This window comes from Marinobacter koreensis, from assembly GCF_023156285.1.
Lineage (GTDB): Bacteria > Pseudomonadota > Gammaproteobacteria > Pseudomonadales > Oleiphilaceae > Marinobacter > Marinobacter koreensis.
In genome coordinates this window covers 143,831-162,081 of the sequence record NZ_JAKZAJ010000006.1, presented here as the reverse complement: position 1 = coordinate 162,081, position 18,251 = coordinate 143,831, and the positions used below count along the sequence as shown (strand labels likewise).

Below are 18,251 nucleotides of genomic sequence, written 5' to 3'. Positions count from 1 at the left end.
ACGCGGAGCGGTAGTTCAGCTGGTTAGAATACCGGCCTGTCACGCCGGGGGTCGCGGGTTCGAGTCCCGTCCGCTCCGCCATTTTCCTCCCCTTGTTTTCACTCTGTTCCGTTCGATTCTGACTCCAAACTGTCATAAAGACCTTCTATTTTGTCTCTCATACGTACCGTTCGAGAGAGAGTCGATGTCTGAATACGAAGAAGAGCTGCTTGAAACCTATTTTGACGACCTTGCCGACGATCAGGACTTTGTTGACGACGCCACCGAGCTTTGAGTCTGTTCGGATTGCAGGTTGGCATTTCCTTTCTGTCTGAGTTCTTTGCGCCTTTCGCCGGGGCTGATTCCAAACCAGCGCTGGTACGCCTTGTGAAAGGCCGGAGGGTTGGCAAACCCGAGCAGCCAGGCGATTTCTGACAAAGAACTCTCGGTTTCCCGGAGATAGTCCTCGGCCAGTTGCTGGCGGGTCTTGTCCAGTAATTGACGGAAACCGGTGCCCTCTGTCGCCAGATGGCGCTGCAGGGTCCAGGGCGTCATGCCCAGGTGCGCTGCGACCCTTTCAAGCGATGGTGTTTCCCCCCGAAACATGGGCGTCATCAGGTGGCGTACCCGATCCGACATCTGCCAGCCCCTGCGGATTTTTTCGAGTTCCTGTTCACACAGTCTGCCTAACTGTGCATGCATGGCTGGATGGGCCTGGATGCTTGGCTGGCGCCAGGCACTCTCCTTGAAGGTCAGGCTATTTTCGTCTGCTCCGAACTCGACCGGGCAGCGGAACCAGCTTTCAAACAGATCATCCAGTCCGTTGGAACGGTATTCGATGCAAACCTTTTCCAGAAGGTCATACCGGCCGGTCAGCGTTCGCGCCATTTGGGTCCATGCGGCCAACACCGAATCCACGACGAAGTAATTGTATGGGTTGTAAGGCCGTATGGAGTAAAACCGGACGGTGCGCCGTTCCGGCTCGATGGACGGGCGTCCGCGGCTGTTCTGGCTGGTCAGCAGAGAATAGCGGGTCAGTGTTGCCAGGGCCTGGCTCACCGTCGGTGCGGTTTCGGCTGCGATGCCTGCAAGGCCCGCGTCCACTGGTCGGCTGAGTGCGCCCATGCGTAAACCCAGGGCGGGATTTCCGCAATCCATGATGGCGGCGTGTCCCATGCGCATGAACCGGGGAATACTTATGCGCGCTTCCGGTGAGGCGAGCCCGGTTTCGTCCAGACCGAACTGCGTTGCCAGTCCCGGGGTATCGGCGCCTTCCGCCGCGGCCGCACGCAACAGCACGGATACGTAGAGCATGCTGATGTCGCCAAGGGCATTCCGCTTATTGGAGTCCTGATTTCGTGGCATCCTGTTTCCATCTCATGGGCAGTGTTGTCCTAGGATAACAGAAAGTTGTGTTTGGATATTGAGTGGCGCCGGGTCGCCCGTTAAGTTGTCCCTCATACCGAAAGGCGCGTGTCGTCGCCCGAACCGATGAGGAGATCAACATGAGCGCTACACCTGGTGTAGAGAAGTATCCCAACCTTCTGGAGCCGCTGGACCTGGGCTTCACCAAGCTTCGCAACCGGACGCTGATGGGCTCCATGCATACGGGGCTTGAGGAAGCCAAGAACGGTTTTAATCGTCTGGCCGAGTTCTATGCGGAGCGTGCCCGCGGCGGGGCTGGGCTGATTGTAACGGGTGGCATCGGTCCGAATGAGGAAGGCGCGGTCTTCCAGCATGCGGCGAAAATGACGACGGAGGAGGAATCTGATCGCCACAAGGTCATCACCGAGGCGGTCCATGAGGCCAACGGCAAAATCTGTATGCAGATCCTGCATGCCGGTCGCTACGCCTATTCTCCTGCGCTGGTTGCTCCGTCAGCCATTCAGGCGCCGATCAACCCCTTCAAGCCCCGGGAGCTGGACGAGGACGGTATCCAGAAGCAGATTGATGACTACGTGAACTGTGCCGCGCTTGCCCAGCGAGCGGGTTACGACGGCGTAGAGATCATGGGCTCAGAGGGCTACTTCATCAACCAGTTCATCGTGACGCATACCAATCAGCGCACGGACCGCTGGGGTGGAAGCTATGAAAACCGGATTCGCCTGCCCATCGAAATCGTGCGTCGGGTTCGCGAGCGTGTTGGTGAAAACTTCATCATTGTCTATCGTCTGTCCATGCTTGACCTGATTGAGGATGGCAGCACCTGGGATGAAGTCGTACTGCTGGCAAAGGAGATCGAGAAGGCCGGAGCGACGATCATCAATACCGGCATCGGCTGGCACGAGGCGCGGGTGCCCACGATCGCCACGTCCGTGCCACGGGGCGCGTTTACCAAGGTGACAGCCCGTCTCAAGGGAGAGGTATCGATACCGCTGGTGACCACCAACCGGATTAATATGCCTGATGTCGCGGAGCAGGTTCTGGCCGAGGGCGATGCCGACATGGTGTCCATGGCCCGGCCGTTCCTCGCCGACGCGGAGCTGGTACTCAAAGCCGCAGAGGATCGTGCCGACGAAATCAACACCTGTATCGGGTGTAACCAGGCGTGCCTGGATCATACCTTCAGCGGCAAACTGACCTCTTGCCTGGTCAACCCGAGGGCCTGTCACGAGACCGAGCTGACCTATGTTAAGACAGCCGCGCCCAAGTCCATTGCGGTGGTCGGTGCCGGGCCGGCTGGCCTCGCGTTCGCATCGGTTGCCGCGGAGCGTGGCCACAAGGTTACCCTGTTTGACGCCGGTAACGAGATCGGTGGGCAGTTCAATGTGGCCAAGCGGATTCCGGGGAAAGAAGAATTTTACGAAACCCTCCGGTACTACCGGGTGATGCTTGAGAAATACGGCGTGGACATCCGGCTGAACACCCGGGTAAGCGCGGACGATCTGAAGGCTGGTGGCTTTGATGAAGTCGTTCTGGCAACCGGTGTTGAGCCCCGTACCCCCGACATCGATGGTATTGATCATCCCAAGGTAATCGGCTATCTGGATGCGCTGCTTGAGCGCAAACCGGTTGGTCAGAAGGTGGCGGTGATCGGTGCCGGCGGGATTGGCTTTGATGTCTCCGAGTTCATCGTTCACCAGGGCAAGTCGGCGTCTCTGGATACCGGTGAGTTCATGAAGGAGTGGGGTGTTGATCTGAGCGTCGAGCACCGGGGTGGAATCCAGGGTGTCGAGGCCGATGTCCCCGAACCGGCCCGTCAGGTTTACCTGCTCCAGCGCAAAGCGTCCAAAGTCGGCAAGAACCTGGGCAAGACCACCGGCTGGATCCATCGGACCTCCCTGAAGAACCGGCAGGTGCAGATGGTGCCGGGTGTCACTTACCGGAAAATCGATGATGAAGGCCTGCACATCACTGTGACGCCGAAGGGTGCCGAGCAGGGTGAGGACCGGGTTCTGGACGTTGACACGATCATCGTCTGTGCCGGCCAGGAACCGCTCCGTGAGTTGCAACAGGGTGTTGAGGCGGCTGGACTGCCAGTACACCTGATTGGCGGAGCCGACGTTGCGGCGGAACTGGATGCCAAGCGGGCGATCAACCAGGGCAGTCGTCTGGCAGCGGAAATCTGATCACAAAACTTTGCAGTTTTTCGCTGTCCATCGGGGATTGTCTGGCTAGACTATTGTAAAGCCAGACAATCCCTGACCCCGGAGTTTTAAGAATGGCATCTGCCGCACCGGCATCCGACGGCTACTCAGCCGTATTTTTTATGGAAGGAGGAACCGTTGCCCGACAGATGCGGGCTTCGGAGTTTGGGGCTTTCCTGGATGGGTACGTGGGACTGTCTGATCTGGCGGAGACGGACGTCCGGGCCGTTCTCGTAGACCTCGGGACCGACCTGGTGGTCCGTTCGCTGGTGTTTTTCCGCATCTGGTTCGATGAAGAGGGGCGGGCGGATACCAACTGGAACATTCCCATAGAAGAGCTGGCGAAGCGCGGCGCAAAGGGGCCGGATATGGGAGCTGGCCCCATTCGTCTGGTCTGCCGGAGCCAATGCCCCGACCCAAAGTTCGCCCAGGAACTGTGGGATCCCGACATGACGCCGGGCAACAATCACTTCCAGGCCATCCGTAAAGCCGTTGAAGCCAATTCCCTCAAGTTCAGGAAAGTCGAGCCGGTTGACGAGGATATACCGGTTCTGAATGCCGCTCCGGCCCCCGAGTCCCGGGCACCCGATGGTGCATCGGACGGAGAGGGGCGGGACCGTGCCCGCCTGGCCCAGTTGATCCGTGAACAGCGTCTGCGCATCAAGACACTGCAGAGTGTCCACCGGGATTCCATGTCAGACATCCAGCGGGAACACCGGCTGGAAATGCAGGCCCTTCGCAGCGAACTGAATGAGCTCGAACAGAAATACGAGCGCCAGCGGCTGAGTAATGAACAACTGAAGAAGCGCCTTGCTGAACGGAATGAACAATACCTGTCGATGCAGGAGCGTCTGGAAGGGGTCGATGGCGAGCGGGCCAGAAACGACGCCAATGCCGACGCGGAACTGGTGCTTCTAAGAGACCAGCTCGATCGGCGTCAGCGTGAGCTGGAACTGCGGGACGAGCGGATTGTTGCCCTGGAGCAGGAGAACCACGAACTCCGGCATGTCGAACCAACCGAGAACTCCATTCTGGACCACCTGCAGAAACAATCGGTCTTCCTGGTGGCGTATCATCCAGGGCTTGGCCATGTCACGCTGCCGTACGATGACATCGAAACCTACTTCGAGAACCCGGTGGCGTATGCCGCAGAGCGTTGCGGTGTCAATGAGCCGGCCTATCGGGAATGGCTGGACCATTACGAGAATCCGGTGTGCCGTCACCAGGACAGCGATGGCAATGTCTGCGAAGAGCCGATCATGAGGGTCAGTCAGCCGTCGGAATTCAGACCCGGTACAGATGACCGATGCGAAAAGCATCAAGCCTGATCCCGCCAAGCTTTTTTCAGAATCCCGCCGAGTTTCGTTACACTGTACGCCATCGTTACAGGGGGTCAGACCTTGCCTGCCTCTGTTGCATCCCGTGAATACAGGAAACCTCATGGATCAATTCAGGAATATCGGCGTCATTGGGCGTATGGGCAGCGTCAAGGTGGTGGAGACCCTGCGCCAGCTCAAGCAATATCTGCTTGCCCAAAACTACCAGGTCATTCTCGAAGAGGACACGGCGGGCATGATCCCGGGCCACGGTTTGCAGGTGGCCAGCAAGAAACTGCTGGGAGAAATCTGCGACCTCGTCATTGTGGTTGGCGGCGATGGCAGCCTTTTGGGCGCTGCCCGCGAGTTAGCCAAGTCCAAGATCCCGTTGTTGGGTGTCAATCGGGGCCGTCTGGGCTTTCTCACCGATATCTCGCCGTCGGACCTGGAGGAGCGCCTCGGAAAGGTTCTGGAAGGTGAGTACATTGAGGAAACCCGCTTTTTGCTGGATGGTCACGTCGAACGTAATGGTCAGCCGCTCGGGTTTGGCAGTGCCCTCAATGACGTGGTGCTGCACCCGGGCAAGTCCACCCGGATGATCGGCTTCGATCTCTTTATTGACGGCCATTTTGTATACAGCCAGCGCTCTGACGGTCTGATTGTGTCGACACCGACCGGTTCGACGGCCTATTCGTTGTCTGCCGGCGGCCCGATCATGCATCCGAAGCTGGATGCCATTGTGCTCGTTCCCATGTTTCCGCACACGCTCAGCAGTCGGCCGATCGTGGTGGACGGGAAAAGCGAGATCAAACTGGTGATTGGCGAAACCAACGAAACCTATCCCCAGATCAGTTTTGACGGGCAGATGAACATCTCCTGTGCGCCAGGGGACATCATTCGCATCATCAAAAAGCCCTTCAAGATCCGGCTCATTCACCCAACGGACCACAATTTCTATGCCACCTGCCGCGACAAGCTTGGCTGGGCAAGTGAAATCGCAGCGAGTTAACCATGGCAGGACAACGATCCGCCGCACCACGCGGCTTCGACATCATCGGGGATATTCACGGCTGTGCCCATACCCTGGAGCGGTTGCTCGACCAAATGGGTTACCGCAAGGTTAACGGCGTCTACCGACACCCATCCAGACAGGCCATCTTTATTGGCGACATCATTGACCGAGGGCCACGGATCCGGGAAGCGCTTCATCTTGTGCGCGATATGGTCGAGCATGGCTCCGCGCGAATTGTGATGGGCAACCACGAGTACAACGCACTGGGCTACTGCACCCGGGCGCGGGCTGGCAGCGGTAAGACCTGGTTGCGGGAGCACACTCCGCGGCACAATCGTCTGATCAAGGAAACCCTTGAACAGTTTGATGCGTACCCTCATGAGTGGAATGAGTTTCTGGAGTGGTTCTACACCATCCCCCTGTTCATTGATGAAGAGGATTTCCGGGTGGTTCACGCCTGTTGGGACGGTGACCTGATCGAGAAGTTCAAGGCGTTGCAGGGCGGACCGTACATTGATGATGATTTTCTCCATGCATCGGCCGCGATCGAATCGTTTGCCGGGCAGGTAATGGATACCCTGTTGCGTGGAACGGATCTCCGGCTACCCGAAGGAATGTCCATTACCGGTCGTGACGGCTATGTGCGGGAGTTTTTCCGGACCAAATTCTGGGCCGATAATCCGCGTACTTATGCCGATGTGGTGTTCCAGCCCGATCCGCTGCCGCCGGAAGTGGCCAGCCAGGTTCTGACCGATCGGGAACGGGCGCAGCTGATCAGCTATCCGATCGATGCCCCGCCGGTGTTTGTCGGACACTACTGGATGGACGGTGAGCCTGCGCCGCTGAAACCCAACGTTGCCTGCATCGATTTCAGTGCCGTCAAATACGGACGCCTGGTGGCCTACAGATTCGACGGCGAAAAGGCACTTTCCCCGGACAAATTTGTCTGGGTAGAGGTGGAGCGCCCGGAGGCGCCGGACTATCCCAACAGCGAAGACAGTGTCGCACGCTAACCGGACGCCTCCGGTTGGTCCACGCCCTATCAGTGAGGTTAACACTTGTATCGGATAAAGCAGTTGGATACCTCCGTGAACCTGGCCGAGTTTAGCCGCTGGCTGAAAGATCAGGGGGTCAGTCATCGAATTACCGAAGAGGGCGGTCAGCAGGTACTCTGGCTGGAAAATCCGGATCATGCGCAACCGGTGCTCGCTGCACTGGAGCGATTCCTGGCGGAGCCGGACGTGAGGAAGGCCGTCGAAGAGCGGAACCGTTCGCCGGTTTTCGTGGCCGGTCGCTGGCAGCCCTCTCCCCGGCATGCTCCCATGATTCTGGGGGTGATCGTTTTTGCCGTGTTGATGGTGTTATTGACCGACATGGGGTCCAACCCGTTGTCGGCCTCCCTGTTGATCATTGATCCCCGCATGTATGACTGGAGCAGTTTTGATGGCCGGCTCCAGGCATTGCTGCAAACCCTGGCAAGCGGTCAGGTCTGGCGAGTGATCACCCCGGATTTCCTGCATTTCAGCTGGACGCATATTGTGTTCAACTCGGTGATGCTGTGGTTTCTCGGTAGCCAGATTGAATGGTTCGATGGACGTGGCCGGCTTGCCATTCTGTTTGTGGTGACCAGTCTGTTGTCGAATGGGTTGCAGTTTTTCGTGTCGGGACCGCTTTTTGGTGGTCTTTCCGGCGTGGTTTACGGGATGCTGGGCTATTGCTGGCTCGCACAGCAGAGGGCACCCCGATTTCAGTTTCCTCCGGCACTGGTGACTTTTGCCGTCGTCTGGATGGTGCTCGGGTTTACACCTTTGACGGAAATGCTGGGATTGGGGCGGATGGCCAACGAGGCTCACCTGGGGGGCTTTGTCGCCGGTTTGCTCTGCGCGCTGGTGTTGCCTGCAAGAACGAAACAGTAAAAAAAGACCCCCGCCAGGGGCGGGGGTTGAAGAGAGCATTTAGCTCCTGATGAGAGAGACCAAATGATACGACCGTCGTCATTTGGTGGGTTAATGATAATCATTATCGTTTGAGGGTGTCAAACGATTCCGTTAATTTTCTTTGAGTGAGTTCAGGAGAGCGGAATGACTTACGAGCAGCTTATCGAGCGGTTGGATCCGACCGTCTACCGGAATCTCCGTCAGGCGATTGAGCTTGGCAAATGGCCGGATGGCCGAAAAATGACCGCTGAACAGCGTGAAATCAGCCTTGAGGCGGTCATCTACTACGAAAACCGGCATAACATCCCCGAGGAAGAGCGTGTCGGCTACCTGGACCGGGGAGCCAAAGCCGGTACGGCTTGCGATCCGTCGGTGCAATTCCGTCAGGGTGATCGGCCGGATGTGGATCCCGATCAGTTTGTCGAGGTCAAGTCTTGACGGGCGGCGTCGATGTCACCGGTCGTCTGCGCAAGATGCCGGCAGAAGCAGGGGATCCGGTCACCTATACGATCGCTGTCGGTGATGATCGCATTCTTCTCAATGAACTGATTGGGCGTCCGCTTCAGATCGACTTTGAGGGTGTGATCCGTTGCATACACTGTGACCGGAAAACCAAAAAGAGCTTTAATCAGGGGTATTGTTACCCCTGTTTCCGGAAGCTGGCGGCCTGTGACAGTTGCATCATGAGTCCTGAAAAGTGCCACTATCACCTGGGTACCTGTCGCGAGCCGGAGTGGGGCGAAACCCACTGCATGGTGGAGCATGTGGTGTATCTCGCGAATTCCTCCGGTCTCAAGGTCGGCATCACCCGTGCAACCCAGATCCCGACACGCTGGATCGATCAGGGCGCGGTTGAGGCCATTCCGCTGCTGAGAGTGAAAACGCGCTACATCGCCGGCCTGGTTGAGGTGGCCTGCAAGCAGCATGTGGCGGATCGTACCAATTGGCGGGCCATGCTCAAGGGCGATGTCCCGGAACTGGATCTGGTCGCCGAAAAGCAGAGGATGCTTGAGGTTATCGCGCCGGACATTGAGGCCATCCGTGAAAGCCACGGTGCCGATGCAGTCTGGCAGGTGGACGAGGATGGACTGGGTCTCAGCTATCCTGTCAGCGTCTGGCCCGAAAAGGTCAAAACCCATAATCTGGACAAAGAACCACACGTGGACGGCGTGTTGGAGGGCATCAAGGGTCAGTACCTGATTCTTGATACCGGAGTGATCAATATCCGGAAGTTCACCGGGTATGAGGTTCGCTTCCGCGTGGATGCCCGATGAACCGAATTTTTGGAGATTGTCATGCGTAGTAACCAGCCCCAAACCATTTACCTGAGTGACTACACGGTTCCTGCGTATCTGGTTGATCACGTGGACCTCAGATTCGAGCTGTTCGAGGACGGCGCCCGGGTTCACAGTACCCTGTCCATCCGTCGCAATCCGGAATCCGGACGGAGCGATGCGGCACTGGCACTGGATGGCGACAGCCTCTCGCTTCAGGCGGTGAGTCTCGATGGGCGTGAATTGCAGGAGTCGGAATACGAACTGTCTGACGAACAGCTTGTGATCGCCGGTGTGCCCGATGCCTTCAAGCTCGATGTTGTTACCTGGATCGAACCTCAGAACAACACCCGGCTGGAGGGGCTGTACAAGTCCTCGGGGATGTTCTGTACCCAGTGCGAAGCCGAGGGATTTCGCTGCATCACCTTTTTCCCGGACCGTCCGGATGTGATGTCCCGGTTCCGTACCCGCATCGAAGCGGATCGATCGGCATACCCTGTGTTGCTGTCCAACGGTAACGATGTGGACCGTGGTGACCTGGAGGGTGACCGGCACTTTGTCACCTGGGAGGACCCGTTCCCCAAACCCTGTTATCTGTTTGCCCTGGTGGCCGGGGACCTGGTGGAGAAACGGGATACCTTCCGGACCTGTTCCGGCCGTGACATTGATCTGCGGATGTACGTGGAACCCCGGAATGCCGAAAAGTGCGAACACGCCATGGATTCCCTCAAGCGTTCCATGCGCTGGGATGAAGAGGTCTATGGCCGTGAATACGATCTGGACATTTTCATGATCGTGGCCGTGGACGATTTCAATATGGGAGCCATGGAGAACAAGGGCCTCAACATCTTCAACTCGTCCTGTGTTCTGGCCAGCCAGGAGACCGCCACCGATGCGGCGTTCCAGCGCATAGAGGCGATTGTCGCCCACGAGTATTTCCACAACTGGTCCGGAAACCGGGTCACCTGCAGGGATTGGTTCCAGCTGAGCCTTAAAGAAGGCTTTACCGTCTTCCGGGATTCCCAGTTTTCAGCTGATATGGGCTCTCCCACCGTGAAGCGGATCGAGGATGTGACCCTGCTCAGGACGGCGCAGTTTGCCGAGGATGCCGGCCCCATGGCCCATCCGGTGCGCCCCGCGTCGTACATGGAAATTTCCAACTTCTACACCCTGACCATCTATGAGAAGGGCGCGGAAGTAGTTCGTATGATCCACAACCTGCTCGGGTCGGAGATGTTCCGAAAGGGCAGCGATCTGTATTTTGAGCGTCACGATGGTCAGGCAGTGACCACCGATGATTTTGTCAGGGCGATGGAGGATGCGTCCGGTCGGGATCTGGGGCAGTTCCGCCTCTGGTACGAGCAGGCCGGCACGCCCGTACTGAGCGTGTCTGATGAGTTTGATGAAGATGCGGGGATTTATCGGCTGACCATCCGGCAGGACATTCCCGATACGCCGGGTCAGACCGACAAGAAACCCCAGCATATACCGTTCGCGCTGGGTCTGCTCGGTAGCCATGGCGAGTCCTTGCCTCTGCGGCTGGCGCCGGATGAACAGGATGCCCCGGATGAACGTGTGCTGGAACTGACCGACTCCGAACACACCTTTGAGTTCCATGGGCTGGACGAGCGGCCGGTACCCTCCTTGCTGCGGCATTTCTCCGCGCCGGTGCGTGTGCAATATCCGTGGACCCGGGAGCAGCTCCTGTTCCTGATGAGCCACGATCCCGACGGGTTCAACCGCTGGGATGCGGGCCAGCGGCTGACGGTGGATGTCATCCGGTCTCTGGTCGGCAAGCCCAAGGACACCCCCGTGGAGCCGCGGCTGGTGACGGCCTACAGGCACCTGATCTCCGATTCCGAACTGGATCAGGCGCTGGTTGCCAAGATGCTGCAGTTGCCCTCGGAGGCCTATCTGATCGAACTGTCCGAGAGCGCCGACGTGCCCGCTATCCATGAGGCGCGGGAGCGTGTACTCAAGCATCTGGCGATTGCCCTTCGCGACGAACTGGTGGCCTGTTACCGAAGGAACGGTGACTCGGACGCCTACGAGGTTACCCCGGAGGCCGTCGCCCGGCGCAGTTTGCGCAACACGGCCTTGGCCTGGTTGTTGGCCATTAACGACGAAGAAGCCCGTGAGTTGGCGGTTCGCCAGTTCCGTAACGCCGACAACATGACCGATCGAATGGGAGCGCTTCGGGCCCTGGTCAATTCCGATTACGAGGACGACCGGACCGAAGCTCTGGAGACGTTCTACGAGCAGTTCCAGGACGACCCCCAGGTGGTCGAACTCTGGTTCTCGGTGCAGGCTTCCAGCGATCGGGCGGGGCAGTTGCCGCACATCCGGCGGTTGATGGCACACCCGGCCTTCGACTGGAAAAATCCCAACAAGGTTCGTTCCGTTGTGGGGGCGTTCGCCGGGCAGAATCTGGCGGCCTTCCATCACTCCGACGGTTCTGGCTATGAGTTCCTGGCAGAACAGGTCTGCCGTCTCGATGACAGCAACCCTCAGATTGCGGCCAGGCTGGTGACACCACTGACTCGCTGGCGCAAATTTGCACCTGCCTACAGTGCCAGCATGAGGGCCGCCCTGGAGCGCATCCGCGACAAGGAAGGGCTGTCCCGGGACGTGTACGAGGTGGTGCACAAGAGCCTGGCAGACTGACCTGCTGTTCCCTCCCTCCGATATCAGGCTGTGGCGGTGATGACCCCGTCACAGCCTGATACAAAATCGCACTTTCGGTCGATAGACTTCGTTGCCGGATCCGCTAACCTAAAAGAACGTCATAGTATCCATCAGACCACAATAAAAAAGCCCCTAAGAGGCTTCCAGACGGATTTAGGTAGACCATGAGATATAACAAAAATGTGTTGTTCGGCAGCCTCCTGGCTCTGTCCGTGGCAGCTGCACCCGCCAGTGCCGCCGTATCGCAAAGCCAGGCTGATCGCCTGGGAAAGGATCTGACGCCTTTCGGCTCCCCGAAAGCCGGTAACAAATCAGGCACCATTCCCGATTGGGATGGCGGACTCACCGAACCGCCTCCTGGCTACGAGGGGAGCGGGCAGCATCACATCAACCCGTTCCCGGACGATCAGGTGCTCTTCACCATCACCGCCGCCAATATGGATCAGTACAGTGATCATTTGAGCGAAGGCGTGAAGGCCATGTTCGAGACCTATCCCACCACGTTCAAGGTGCCGGTGTACAAGACTCGCCGTAGCCATGCGATCCCGGATTGGGTTGCCAAGAACGTGAAGGACAACGCAACGTCTGCGGAAATGGTGGGCGAGGGCGCCGGCATCAAGGGCGCCTATGGTGGCTATCCGTTCCCGATTCTGAGCGGGAATGATGAAGAAAAAGCCTGGCAGGTCATGTGGAACCACCTGACCCGCTGGCGCGGGATTTACGTCACCCGTCGTTCGAGTGAAGTGGCTGTCCAGCAGGACGGCGACTACTCGCTGGTGACCTCTCAGCAGGAAGTGTTCTTCAACTTCTATAATCCGAAGGGTGATGAAAGCACCCTGGATAACATCATCTTCTATTATCTGTCGTTCACTCTGTCACCGCCCCGTCTGGCCGGTGGTGCCATCCTGATCCAGGAAACCCTGAACCAGATTATCGAGCCGCGTAACGGCTGGGGCTACAACGCAGGCCAGCGGCGCGTTCGCCGGGCGCCCAACCTGAACTACGATTCCCCGATCGCGGCATCCGACAACCTGCGTACCGCTGACGACACCGACATCTTCAACGGGGCTCTGGACAAGTACAACTGGAAGTACCTGGGCAAGCGCGAGATATACATCCCGTACAACTGTTACCGGATTGGTGAGGCCGGGGTGCCTTATTCCAAGATTCTCGGGATTTCCCACATCAACCCGGACCTGACGCGCTGGGAACTGCATCGGGTCCATGTGGTTGAAGCGACCCTGAAGAAAGGTGAGCGTCACATCTATTCCAAGCGTCGTTTCTACGTGGATGAAGACAGCTGGAATGCGGTCCTGGTGGATCAGTACGACAGTCGGGGCAACCTCTGGCGCGTTACCATGGGCCTGCCGAAGAACTATTACGAACTGCCGGGTGTCTGGACCGTTCTGGACGTCTATCATGATCTACAGGCACGTCGTTATCACGTTCTGGGACTGGATACCGAAGAACCGACTACCCGGGTCTTCTCGGACAAGATTCCGAACAAGCGTTACTTCTCACCGGCTTCCCTGCGTCGCAGGAGTGTTCGTTAACACGTCAAGTCGCTCGATGTGAGACGGCCCCTCGGGGCAGCGGCAACACGCATGCCGGCAATCGGGGGATTGCTGGCATGCGTGTTGTTTAAGCCGGCAATGCCGGTCAGAGACACCGTGTAATAACAACCAATAGGCAATCTGAATGGCTACAAGCTTTGTGCGTAAAACTCTCGGTGCAGCGTGCCTGGGGCTCTCCATGGTCTGCGCATCCCCGATGGCTATGGCGCTGGGAGATCTGCTCGAGACTCCGGCGCGTCCCTCGGACCTGGCTCCCGAGAGCCTGTTGAACGATGTCGCCAGCTCTGGCGACCGTATCGTGGCGGCGGGGGAACGCGGGCACATCATCTACTCGGACGACCAGGGGCGGACATGGAACCAGGCGAAGGTTCCGGTCTCGGTAACCCTGACGGGCGTTGATTTTGGAGCCAAGACGGATCTCTGGGCCGTGGGCCACAGCGGCGCCGTGCTGCATTCCGGGGATTCCGGTGCGACCTGGGAGCTTCAGCTGGACGGTATTCGCGCGGCAAAGCTGGCCATTGCCAGCCAGGAAGATGAAATCGCCCAGATGGAACAGCGGATCGAGGAGGCGCCCGAGGCCGACAAGGCCGATCTCGAATGGGCGCTGGATGACCTCAACTTCCGGTTGGAAAACATGCAGAGCGATCTGGACATCGGCCCCGTCAACCCGTTTCTTGATGTCTGGTTCGAGAACGCCAATCACGGCTTTGTGGTTGGGGCCTACGGCATGATTTACCGCACGGTGGATGGCGGTAAGTCCTGGCAGGATTGGGCGCCAAAGCTGGAAAACCCGCAGGGCTATCACCTCAATGCCATCTCCAGTGTGGCGGGCGGTGCGCTCGTGATTGTCGGTGAGGCGGGTCAGATTTTCGTGTCTGTCGATAATGGCGAGAGCTGGGAGAAGCGGGAGAGTCCCTATCCCGGTTCACTTTTTGGTGTGATGGGCACTGGCCGGGTGAACGAGATCCTGGCGTTCGGTCTGCGTGGCACACTGATGTTTTCCTCGGACCTCGGCAAGTCCTGGTCGATTGTTAATACCGGTTCGTCCGCAACACTGAACGACGGCGCCGCCGATGGTGACCGGATTGTTCTCGTAGGTAACGAGGGTACGGTCCTCACCAGTGGAAACAGCGGCGATACCTTCCGTGAAAGCCTTCTGGAAGACCGCGAAGGGCTGATGGGAGTTGTTCCCCTGGCAGATACCAACCTGCTTCTCGTGGGCGAACATGGTGCCAAGCGGACCGACGCTGACGGCAAGAAACTTCAATAACGCCCTGATGTGGCAATAACAGAATTCAATATAGAGGGGCTTTTGAATGTCCAACCCTAAGCACGATAAGGGCGAGCACTACCTCACAACGCCGAAGGCCGAGCCGTTTCTCGAGCGCGTCATCTTCAATAACCGGGCGATCATCCTCGGTTTGCTGGCTCTGCTGACCCTGTTCCTGGGGTACAACGCCGTCAAGATCCAGCCGGATGCGAGCTTCGAGCGGATGATCCCGCTGGAGCATCCCTACATCGTCAACATGATGGATAACCGGAAAGACCTGGAGAATCTGGGGAACTTTGTCCGGATTGCCGTCGAGGCGAAGCAGGGGGATATCTTCAACAAGGAGTACATGGAAACCCTGAAACAGATCACCGACGAGGTGTTTTACCTCAACGGGGTGGATCGCTCGGGCCTGAAATCCCTCTGGACGTCCAACGTTCGCTGGGTGGAGGTCACAGAGCAGGGGTTCCAGGGTGGTACTGTCATTCCGGACAACTACGACGGCTCCCACCAGAGTCTGGAGCAGCTGCGCCAGAACGTGTTGCGTTCCAGCGAAGTCGGCCGTCTGGTGTCGGATAACTTCAAGTCCACCATTGTTTACGCACCGCTGTACGAAAAGAATCCGGAAACGGGCGAACCCCTCGACTATGCCGAGTTCTCCCGTCAGCTTGAAGAAAAAGTGCGTCAGAAATACGAGGCGCAGAATCCGAACGTTGAAATCCACATTGTTGGCTTCGCCAAGAAAGTCGGTGACCTGATCGAGGGCATTGGCTCGATCGCCTGGTTTGCGGGCATCACCATTGTGCTCACAACCCTGTTGCTGTTCTGGTACTCCCGTTGTATTGCGGGCACCCTGGTACCGGTCGTGACTTCCATTATCGCGGTATTCTGGCAGCTTGGAACACTCCGGCTCCTTGGTTACGGCCTGGATCCCTATTCCGTCCTGGTGCCGTTCCTCGTCTTTGCGATCGGTATCAGTCACGGTGTCCAGATCGTCAACGCCATGGCGGTTGAGTCCTCCAAGGGATTCGATGCGGTGACGTCCGCCCGGCTGGCCTTCCGCTCCCTGTATATCCCGGGCATGCTGGCCCTGATTTCCGACGCTTTCGGTTTCCTGACCCTGTTCTTCATTCAGATCGACGTCATTCGTGATCTGGCGGTTGCGGCAGGTATCGGTGTGGCGTTCGTCATCATCACCAACCTTGTGCTGCACGTGCTGATCATGTCGTACATCGGTATCACCAAGCGTGGTGTCAATCACGTACAGAACCGAAACAGCAACAAGGACAGGAAATGGCGGGTGCTTTCGTATTTCTCGCATCCGGGTGTGGCGCCCATTTCCCTGCTGATCGCGGTCATTGGTCTGGGTCTGGGTGTCTACTACAAGCAGGACCTCAAGGTCGGTGACCTCGATAAGGGGGCTCCGGAGCTTCGCAAGGACTCCCAGTACAATCAGGACAACGCGTTCATCATTGACAACTATTCCACCAGTGCCGATGTCATGGTGGTCATGGTCAAGACCCCCACAGAGCAGTGCACCCAGTACTCGGTGTTGCGCGCCATGGATGCTCTGGAGTGGGAGCTTCAGAACACGCCTGGCGTCCAGTCGACGGCGTCGCTGGCGGATGTCTCGAAAATCGTGACCAAGGCGCTGAACGAGGGTAACTGGAACTGGTATGCGATCTCACGGAACCAGACCATCATCAACGCATCGATACGGAGTGCACCCTCCGGCCTGATCAACACCGACTGCAGCCTGACGCCGCTTCTGGTGTTCCTGGAAGACCACAAGGCGGAAACCCTGAAAACGGTGGTCAAGCAGGTTGAGGCATTTGCCCAGGAGAATAACAACGACGAGCATACCTTCCTGCTCGCCGCGGGTAACGCGGGGGTTGAAGCCGCCACGAACGAAGTGATCTCGAAGGCCAAGGACCGGATGTTGATGTTCGTCTATGGCGTGGTGAGTTTGCTGTGCTTTGTCACGTTCCGGTCGATTCGCGCCGTGTTGTGTATCGTTATTCCGCTGGGGCTCACGTCTGTGCTGTGTGAGGCGATCATGGCGGTGTCCGGAATCGGCATCAAAGTGGCGACTCTTCCGGTCATTGCACTGGGGGTCGGCATCGGTGTGGATTACGGTATTTACATATACAGCAAGCTTGAGAAATACCTGATTGAAGGTAAGACTTTGCAGGAGGCTTATTTTGAAACCTTGCGGTCTACAGGTAAGGCGGTTGTCTTTACCGGTGTGACCCTGGGTATCGGGGTTGTCACCTGGATCTTCTCTCCGATCAAGTTCCAGGCTGACATGGGTTTCCTGCTCTTCTTCATGTTCCTCTGGAACATGGTCGGCGCAATCTGGCTGCTGCCTGCGCTGGCACGCTTCCTTCTCCGGCCAGACCGGATGGTCGCGAAGGCGAGAGCAGCGAAATAAGCTTGCGTCCCGATTCAGTAGAAAAGCCCGCTTTGCGGGCTTTTTTATTGCTTGTTCAAATGTTTAGCGAACAGGGGCCAGCTTTATTTATGCAATAAACTGGTCTATGTTCAAAGAGGACGCGATCGACGCCCGTCCCGATTCGGGCAGTCATATTAACTATAAATACCTGACAAAAAGGAAGAAGCTACATGACTCTGAAACTCAAAGTATCCGCTCTTGCGATGGCCGCGGCCGTCAGTCTTGGTGCTTCCACGTCTGTTTCGGCTCAGGAACAGCAGTTCATTACCATTGGTACCGGTGGTGTGACCGGGGTTTACTATCCGGCCGGTGGTGCCATCTGCCGGTTGGTTAATATGGATCGGAAAGAGCATGGTATCCGTTGCTCTGTTGAAAGTACCGGTGGCTCTGTCTATAACCTGAACGCCATCCGTCAGGGCGAGCTCGACCTGGCTGTGGCCCAGTCTGACTGGCAGTATCATGCCTACAACGGCACCAGCCAGTTCAAGGATGACGGCCCCAACAAGAAGCTGCGCGCAGTGTTCTCCCTTCACCCGGAGCCGTTCACCGTTGTTGCCAGCAAGGCCTCCGGCGTCAAGAAGTTCGAAGATCTCGCCGGAAAGCGCGTATCGGTTGGTAACCCGGGCTCCGGCCAGCGTGCCACTGCCGAAGTGCTGATGGATGAAATGGGCTGGACCATGGACAAGTTCTCCCTGGCAGCTGAGCTGAAAGCCTCCGAGCAGTCCCAGGCCCTGTGTGACGGCAACATTGATGCCTTCTTCTACACCGTGGGTCACCCGTCCGGTGCCATCAAGGAAGCCACTACTTCATGCGACAGCGTTATCGTTGAAGTCGACAACGATGCAACCAAGAAGCTGATCAAAGATAACCCGTACTATCGGAAAGCCGTCATCCCCGGTGGCATGTACCGGGGTACTGACGAGGACGTGACTACCTTTGGTGTGGGTGCAACTCTCGTGTCTTCCACCGACGTCCCGGATGACGTGGTCTACGAAGTGGTCAAGGCCGTCTTCGAGAACTTCGACAGCTTCAAGCGCCTGCATCCGGCGTTTGCCAACCTGAAGAAGGAAGAGATGGTTCACGATGGCCTGAGTGCGCCTCTGCACCCGGGTGCCCTGAAGTACTACACGGAAGTTGGCCTGATCAAGTGATCCGGCTGAGCTAA

General features: G+C 57.8%; 13 protein-coding genes and 1 tRNA gene. 13 read left to right on the top strand and 1 reads right to left on the bottom strand.

Annotation, left to right across the window (positions count from 1 at the left end):
* The first annotated feature begins 4 nt into the window (after positions 1-4).
* Positions 5-81 (top strand) — tRNA-Asp (locus tag MLD04_RS16225).
* A 159-nt stretch (positions 82-240) separates the two neighbouring features.
* Here the strand turns inward: MLD04_RS16225 and MLD04_RS16220 are convergent.
* Positions 241-1,344: an AraC family transcriptional regulator gene (locus MLD04_RS16220; RefSeq protein WP_248160483.1), complete on the bottom strand. Its 1,104-nt coding sequence runs from the start codon at positions 1,342-1,344 to the stop codon at positions 241-243.
* A gap of 140 nt (positions 1,345-1,484) precedes the next feature.
* Here MLD04_RS16220 and MLD04_RS16215 point away from each other — a divergent pair, with 140 nt between their 5' ends.
* The 12 genes from MLD04_RS16215 (at position 1,485) to MLD04_RS16160 (ending at position 18,237) form a co-directional block, all read left to right on the top strand.
* Entirely contained in the window at positions 1,485-3,548 is a 2,064-nt protein-coding gene (locus MLD04_RS16215) for an NADPH-dependent 2,4-dienoyl-CoA reductase (protein WP_248160482.1), read from the top strand.
* A gap of 92 nt (positions 3,549-3,640) precedes the next feature.
* Positions 3,641-4,894: a DNA repair protein gene (locus tag MLD04_RS16210; protein ID WP_248160481.1), complete on the top strand. Its 1,254-nt coding sequence runs from the start codon at positions 3,641-3,643 to the stop codon at positions 4,892-4,894.
* Between the two features lie 112 nt (positions 4,895-5,006).
* The gene (locus MLD04_RS16205) at positions 5,007-5,891 is read left to right on the top strand and encodes an NAD(+) kinase (RefSeq protein WP_008937674.1); all 885 of its coding nucleotides are present in this window, start codon (positions 5,007-5,009) and stop codon (positions 5,889-5,891) included.
* A 2-nt stretch (positions 5,892-5,893) separates the two neighbouring features.
* A complete protein-coding gene (locus MLD04_RS16200; protein ID WP_248160480.1) occupies positions 5,894-6,907 on the top strand; it encodes a metallophosphoesterase in 1,014 nt (337 codons plus the stop codon).
* 63 nt (positions 6,908-6,970) lie between these two features.
* Positions 6,971-7,810 (top strand): rhomboid family intramembrane serine protease, encoded by an 840-nt coding sequence (locus MLD04_RS16195; RefSeq protein WP_248160479.1) that lies wholly within the window; start codon positions 6,971-6,973, stop codon positions 7,808-7,810.
* Between the two features lie 165 nt (positions 7,811-7,975).
* The gene (locus MLD04_RS16190) at positions 7,976-8,269 is read left to right on the top strand and encodes a YeaC family protein (RefSeq protein WP_248160478.1); all 294 of its coding nucleotides are present in this window, start codon (positions 7,976-7,978) and stop codon (positions 8,267-8,269) included.
* Positions 8,266-9,105, top strand: a complete 840-nt coding sequence (locus MLD04_RS16185) for a DUF2797 domain-containing protein (RefSeq protein WP_248160477.1) — start codon at positions 8,266-8,268, stop codon at positions 9,103-9,105. Before MLD04_RS16190 ends, MLD04_RS16185 begins: the two co-directional genes overlap by 4 nt.
* A gap of 21 nt (positions 9,106-9,126) precedes the next feature.
* Positions 9,127-11,769, top strand: a complete 2,643-nt coding sequence (gene pepN, locus MLD04_RS16180) for an aminopeptidase N (protein WP_248160476.1) — start codon at positions 9,127-9,129, stop codon at positions 11,767-11,769.
* A gap of 185 nt (positions 11,770-11,954) precedes the next feature.
* Entirely contained in the window at positions 11,955-13,343 is a 1,389-nt protein-coding gene (locus MLD04_RS16175; protein ID WP_248160475.1) for a DUF1329 domain-containing protein, read from the top strand.
* Between the two features lie 145 nt (positions 13,344-13,488).
* Positions 13,489-14,634, top strand: coding sequence for a WD40/YVTN/BNR-like repeat-containing protein (locus tag MLD04_RS16170; protein ID WP_248160474.1), 1,146 nt, complete (start codon positions 13,489-13,491; stop codon positions 14,632-14,634).
* Positions 14,635-14,680: 46 nt separating this feature from the next.
* Positions 14,681-17,065, top strand: coding sequence for an efflux RND transporter permease subunit (locus MLD04_RS16165; protein WP_248160473.1), 2,385 nt, complete (start codon positions 14,681-14,683; stop codon positions 17,063-17,065).
* A gap of 191 nt (positions 17,066-17,256) precedes the next feature.
* On the top strand, positions 17,257-18,237 hold the full coding sequence (locus tag MLD04_RS16160) for a TAXI family TRAP transporter solute-binding subunit (RefSeq protein WP_248160472.1): 981 nt from the start codon (positions 17,257-17,259) through the stop codon (positions 18,235-18,237).
* The last annotated feature ends 14 nt before the right edge of the window (positions 18,238-18,251 follow it).